Source organism: Rhodopirellula sp. JB055 (genome assembly GCF_043100905.1).
GTDB lineage: Bacteria > Planctomycetota > Planctomycetia > Pirellulales > Pirellulaceae > Rhodopirellula.
Map to the genome: position 1 here is coordinate 1 of NZ_JBICHO010000186.1, position 5,017 is coordinate 5,017.

The window sequence follows — 5,017 nt, forward strand, 5'->3', positions numbered from 1 at the left end:
CCCCCCCCCCCCCCACGACCCTCAAAACAAGTCGTGGCAGACCTGGTTAGAAAACGGGAACTGCGGCCAAGTCCGTCTCAGGACAACAGCAATTGTTCGCCGGGTTCTGCATCGTCGATCTCTCGGCGAATTTCTCGCAACCCGTAAGCGCACAGTTCGAACTGGTCGCTCAGTCGATCTAGCAAGTCGCAAGGCGGTCGCGACTCGTCTGCTTGGATGGTCGAGGCGATCTTGTACGAACGCTTGCCGTGCTGGAAATAGTCCAGCAGTTGATCTGGCGAATCTTTGCCATTGCCCCGCACTGATTCAGGGAACATCCCTGACCAGAACAGCGTCACGTCACCGATATGCCGGTGCACTTCTCGTTTGGCAATTCCGATTCGGCGTTCTGCTTCGCACAGCAACTGGAAAACTTCTGTTGCTGGGCGACCGTCGCCACGTCGCATCTTGTGGACCGCATCGATGCGAACGAATCGCAGCATCAGGTCACTGACGTATCCGATCAACTGGACATCCGCGACGCCCAACTTGGTTTGGAAAATCGATTCACTCAAACCGCTTAGAAAGCGATCGAGTGCCGATCGTTTTTCAGGTGTGTGTTCAGTTGCCACTGCATCATCCCCTTGTTCAGGCTTCGAAAGGGGGCCAAATGAAAGACCTGAAATCCAGAACTAATAGCACCTCGCCGCCATGTCAAGTGATCTTCTGGGGAGGGGGCAGTCTCCCGTGACCCAATCGGGCGAGCGATTGAAAGCGAATCTCGTCACGCGAGAAGGCTTCGCATGATGGTGCAACGCAAGACGATTGAGCGAAGGTTTCCGTTGGCTGATCCTACGGGAGAGGAACGCTTCACTGGTTCTGGTTGAGCGTCGTGGGAGGCGACGCATAGCTTGGCCGGACCCCGCTCAAAATAGCAGCGCCAGAAATGGCAGATAAAAACGCGATCAGCAACCATGCACCTCTCGCGGCCACTGAGCCGAAGCGTTTTTGAATCGCAGCGATCGATCGAATTTGATACGGAACCATCCAGGGGCCGATGGCGATGGCGGTCGAGAGTGCAGCGATCAGAATCGCTAGACCGCCAACCAAAGTGTCATCTTGGATCAATACTTCGTTCCTGTGTCTCAGTCAGGGCATTGTTTGCAGACGCCAGTTGCGATCGTTTGATCAAACGTCGCTTTGACGCAAGCGACGGCGGATGACCCGGCGTTGCATGCGAGCGGTTTCAACATCGGGATTGATGTCGAGGCAACGGTTCAGGGCGTCGAGTGCCTTGTTGGGTTTTCCCAGCAACATGCGGACTTTGGCCAGGCTTTGCCAAGCCGTGTAGTGGAATCGGCAATGCCACAAGCAGGATTGGTACGCTGCCTCGGCCTTCTCAAAATCTTCCAATCCGTGCCAGCAAATCGCGAGTTGGTGGTGTGCCTCGGCGTAAAGCGGAGCTTGGTCGATCAGCACCATCGCGGGCGAAAGGGCCGCTGCGTACTCACCACCATCGTTCAAGTGGATGACTCGAAGGAGTTTTTGGTGATGCAGTGGAGCGGCGTCACGAATGATCACAGAATGAAAGGAGTCATCGGCAACCAAACGAACTCCACGGTCACGGTCCGAGAGGGCGCGTCCCAGGAAGTCCACTGAGTGGCGGTCGCCCAACATTCCCAGGGCCAATGCCGCCGCTCGTCGATGCTCGACTTCGCCGCGCGATAGCAATGCGGTCAACGTCGCGGGTGTGTAGTGCTCATCGACGTCGTGAGCGAATCGTGGGGCGTCCGCTGAGCCGAGGTATCGCCGATAAGCAGCAACCAGGCGAGTCGTGTGGACGATGGGAGCTGTCACGTTCGATTCCACCTTGGGCTGGTCGGGAGGGTCTGGGAGGATTGGGCGGGTCAAACGGCGCGATGCCGACGATTCACAGGTATTTTGGCTGCCGTGGTTTGACTTCTCGATGTTAGACCGATCAAGCTGTCGGGCAAGACGGCACACCAAAAGAACTTTCCTACTGACGGATTGTCGGATGCTATCCCAACCACTTTTCCCGCCAGGATTTCCGCCCGCGAAAAGCAGATGGCACTGCGATAATGCAGGCGAATGCTTGGCTTCGGGCCGATCGATTTTTGCGTGGTTGTGGCCAGCGAAATTTGTGAGGAATTCCATTGGACGCAGTGCGAAACCTTCGCTCTTGGGGGTGGCGTTTTCCTTTTTGCAGCCTTTAACGGCATTCTGTCAGCCGCCAGTGGATGCCCCGGTTCAGGCCGCGGCCTTCACGCGGACCGTGATCACTGTCTCGCTCGACGGCCAAGCGGCGGACGAAGCGATCGACCAGATTGTTGCTCAAGTGAGCTCGGGAAGCCCCAACCGGCCTTGGACGTGGTGGCGAGATGGTGAGGTCGATCCTGGCGAAATTGTCTCGTTGAATTTGGCGGGCGGTTCCGCGGCTCAGGCAATCACCCAACTGACGCGTCCGCTGGGATGGGAAGCTTTTCCGATCCCGGGAGTCTTGCTGGTTGGGCGACCCGAATGGATCGATCGGACGCTCGGTCATTTGGTCGGTTCGGCCAAGAAGCAAAATGTTGATGTGCAGTGGCCTCGCGGAACGACCTCGAGAGTCGCTTTGGATTCGAAAATGCGTTCCGCGGACGCGGGCCGAGCGTTCGGTGATGACGAGGTTGCGGGCGATGGCCTCGATTGGTTGCCACACGACGTCTGGCCGGCCGCGAATTTTCGACGGGTTGATCCGTGGCATGCTGCGTCGTTGGTGTTGTCTGAATTCCAGATGGCGGCGCGGCCCGGAACGCCGTTGCTGCGATTGCATTCGCAAGAGGGTTCGCTGCCTGATTCCGTGTCCGTGATCACGGAGGATGAAACGAGTTGGCGAGAGAAACGTTTTCTGATGACGTATCCGATCGAAAGCAGCGACACGGAGTTGCGGCGGGCGGTTCGTCAGGCGGATGCATCGGCTTCGTTTCGTTCCGGACGCGATCCAAAGACTCGCAAGAAGACGGTGCGTGTCCACACGCACCCGGCCGGGCATCGTGCTGCGCTGGCGGCACAGTGGGCGGCAGCACCGGCGCCGGCCAAGGTCGCCGCGGCAGGTCGCGACGCGACTTATGATCTGAAGTTGCTCAACAAACCTGCTCGCGAAGTCTTGCAGCAGTTTGCCGGTGCGGCGGCGAAGAAGTTGGTGGTCGACGACGATGCCGATCTTCGCAGCCAAGCGTTGGTCAGCCTCGATGCCACGAAACAAACCCTCGAGCAGTTGGCTCAATCGATTGCGACCCAAGCCAACTTGCACGTTGACTGGGGCGAGACGATCGTTCACGTCAGTTTGCCAGCGGAGTAGCGGCGCGATTGAGCACGCCAGCCTGGGTCCGAAAGAGCGGTGGAAATGCCTGGCACAGGAACGAAAAAAGGCCGGCGTGAAGCCGACCTTTTCTGAATGGGGTCATTCGATCGGGCAGCAACAAGATGCCCGTTTTGAACTATGCCTTGGGTTCTTTGCGAAGTTGGATCCACTCGCTGTGGAAAGCACCTTCTTTGTCCAAACGCTGGTAGGTGTGAGCACCGAAGTAATCGCGTTGGGCTTGCAGCAGGTTGGCTGGCAAGCGTTCCATGCGATAGCCGTCGTAGTAGCACAGTGCGGTGCTGAACGCTGGGACGGGAATGCCCATGACCGAAGCCACGGCGACAACCTTTCGCCATTTCGCTTGGGCGTTTTCGACGGCGTCTTCGAAGTACTTGGCCAGCAACAGGTTTTCCAAGTTGGGATCGGCGTCAAAGGCTTCTTTGATGCGATCCAGGAATTGAGCACGGATGATGCAACCACCTCGCCACAACAGTGCGGCGGCACCGTAATCGAGTCCCCAGTTGTGTTCGGCCGACGCGGCTTGCAATTGAACAAAGCCTTGAGCGTAAGAGACGATCTTCGACGCGTAGAGGGCTTGGCGAACGGCTTCGATGAATTCGGCTCGGTCGCCGACCAACGATTCGGCGATCGCACGCATTTCTGGGTTTGCGGTTTCAGCGGGACCGTTGAGGGTCTTGCTGGCTCGCGTACGAGCGTCCTTTTGGGCGGACAATCCGCGAGCGAACACGGCGGTCGTGACAAGCGTGCTGGGGACGCCCAGGTCGAGAGCCAATTGGCTCATCCATTTGCCCGTGCCCTTCGCACCGGCGACGTCCATGATTTGATCGACAAGGAATCCGTCGCCGCCTTGGTCGTCTTTCACGCTGAAGATATCACGCGTGATTTCGATCAAGTAGCTTTGCAGCTCGCCTCGGTTCCAATCGTCGAACACGTCGTACAGTTCGTCGTTGGACAAACCACCGAGTTCTTTCAGCAACTGATAGGCTTCGCAGATCAACTGCATGTCGCCGTATTCGATGCCGTTGTGAACCATTTTGACGTAGTTGCCAGCACCACCGGCACCCAGCCATTCGCAGCAAGGGATATCGTTGTTGGGGCCGACCTTTGCGGCGATCGATTGGAACATTTCTTTGATGTGAGGCCATGCCGCGGCACTTCCTCCGGGCATCAGGGAAGGACCTTTGAGGGCACCTTCTTCACCACCACTGACGCCGCAACCGACGTACAACATTCCAGCATCTTCGACTTGTTTCGTGCGGCGTTCCGTGTGCACGTAGTACTCGTTGCCGCCATCGATGATGATATCGCCGGGTTCGCAGTGAGGCAGAAGCTGCTCGATCAGTGCGTCGACCGCGGGGCCTGCTTTGACCAGCATCATCAACTTGCGAGGTCGTTTGACCGATTTGACGAATTCTTCGATCGAGTGACAGCCGACGAAGTTCTTGCCCTTCGCACGTCCTTCGATCAAAGCGTCAACTTTGGACGTGGTGCGGTTGTAAACGGCGACTTTGTAGCCGCGGCTCTCAACGTTCAAGGCAAGATTCTCGCCCATGACGGCCAAACCAATCAGGCCGAAATCACAATCACCACTCATAGCTGTACTTTTGTTCGTGTGTTTGACGGGGGCGTGATGGCCTGGTTTGCGGCGATCCA

The 5,017-nt window shown here is 57.5% G+C and carries 5 protein-coding genes; 1 reads left to right on the forward strand and 4 read right to left on the reverse strand.

Annotated features, from left to right (window positions below; translation table 11 throughout):
• Nucleotides 1-77 precede the first annotated feature (77 nt).
• The 3 genes from ACF8AM_RS07565 to ACF8AM_RS07575 form a co-directional block, all read right to left on the reverse strand.
• Nucleotides 78-611: a hypothetical protein gene (locus ACF8AM_RS07565; RefSeq protein WP_392555046.1), complete on the reverse strand. Its 534-nt coding sequence runs from the start codon at nucleotides 609-611 to the stop codon at nucleotides 78-80.
• A 238-nt stretch (nucleotides 612-849) separates the two neighbouring features.
• Nucleotides 850-1,107: a hypothetical protein gene (locus tag ACF8AM_RS07570; protein WP_392555047.1), complete on the reverse strand. Its 258-nt coding sequence runs from the start codon at nucleotides 1,105-1,107 to the stop codon at nucleotides 850-852.
• A gap of 60 nt (nucleotides 1,108-1,167) precedes the next feature.
• The gene (locus ACF8AM_RS07575; RefSeq protein ID WP_392555048.1) at nucleotides 1,168-1,836 is read right to left on the reverse strand and encodes a HEAT repeat domain-containing protein; all 669 of its coding nucleotides are present in this window, start codon (nucleotides 1,834-1,836) and stop codon (nucleotides 1,168-1,170) included.
• Nucleotides 1,837-1,945: 109 nt separating this feature from the next.
• Between ACF8AM_RS07575 and ACF8AM_RS07580 the strand changes: the two genes are divergently transcribed.
• Nucleotides 1,946-3,340 carry a hypothetical protein gene (locus ACF8AM_RS07580; protein ID WP_392555049.1) on the forward strand — a complete coding sequence of 465 codons (1,395 nt, stop codon included), beginning with the start codon at nucleotides 1,946-1,948 and terminating at the stop codon, nucleotides 3,338-3,340.
• A 139-nt stretch (nucleotides 3,341-3,479) separates the two neighbouring features.
• Here ACF8AM_RS07580 and gnd read toward each other — a convergent pair whose 3' ends face one another.
• On the reverse strand, nucleotides 3,480-4,958 hold the full coding sequence (gnd, locus tag ACF8AM_RS07585; protein ID WP_392555050.1) for a decarboxylating NADP(+)-dependent phosphogluconate dehydrogenase: 1,479 nt from the start codon (nucleotides 4,956-4,958) through the stop codon (nucleotides 3,480-3,482).
• Nucleotides 4,959-5,017: the final 59 nt, after the last annotated feature.